The 485-nt window shown below is 60.0% G+C and carries 1 protein-coding gene; it reads right to left on the bottom strand.

Translation table 11 applies throughout. The annotated features are described in order from the left end of the window. The coding region (locus D3D02_RS19260; protein ID WP_158599418.1) for a metal ABC transporter substrate-binding protein at positions 1 to 485 on the bottom strand (485 nt) is incomplete at both ends.

Below are 485 nucleotides of genomic sequence, written 5' to 3'. Positions count from 1 at the left end.
GTTCTCGCGGAAGGTATCTTCGTGGTCGGGTGCGAGTTCGACCAGCCCCTCCGTGATGTTGTCGACGGAGGTTTTCGCACGCTGCGGGTCGAGCCAGAAGTGCGGGTCTTTCCCGCGACCTTGACCGACGCCCTCTTCGTCCCTGTCGAGGCTGGCGGCGAGTTCGACGAGTTCGACACCCTCGCGGACGTTGATGAGTTGGGTGTCGATGTCGTCGTCTTTCAGCGTTTGAATCGCGCGGTCTGCCCACGGCTGGAAGTCCTCTCCGACATGGATGAACGCGTCCGCTTCGATGATATCTCTCGTGACGCTCGCGTCGGGTTCCCACCCGTGGCCGTGGAGACCGGTCGGTATCAGATTCTTCACCGTGACCGGCGTGTCCTTTGTAATCTTCCGCGCGAAATCGTAGAAACTGAAGAATGACGCGACGGCAACGGGTCCATCGTCGGACCCAGAATTGGAGTTACCCCCGCTAACAGTACTAC

The organism is Halobellus sp. Atlit-38R, assembly GCF_003665925.1.
GTDB lineage: Archaea > Halobacteriota > Halobacteria > Halobacteriales > Haloferacaceae > Haloquadratum > Haloquadratum inordinatus.
This window is presented reverse-complemented; position numbering and strand designations above follow the sequence as displayed.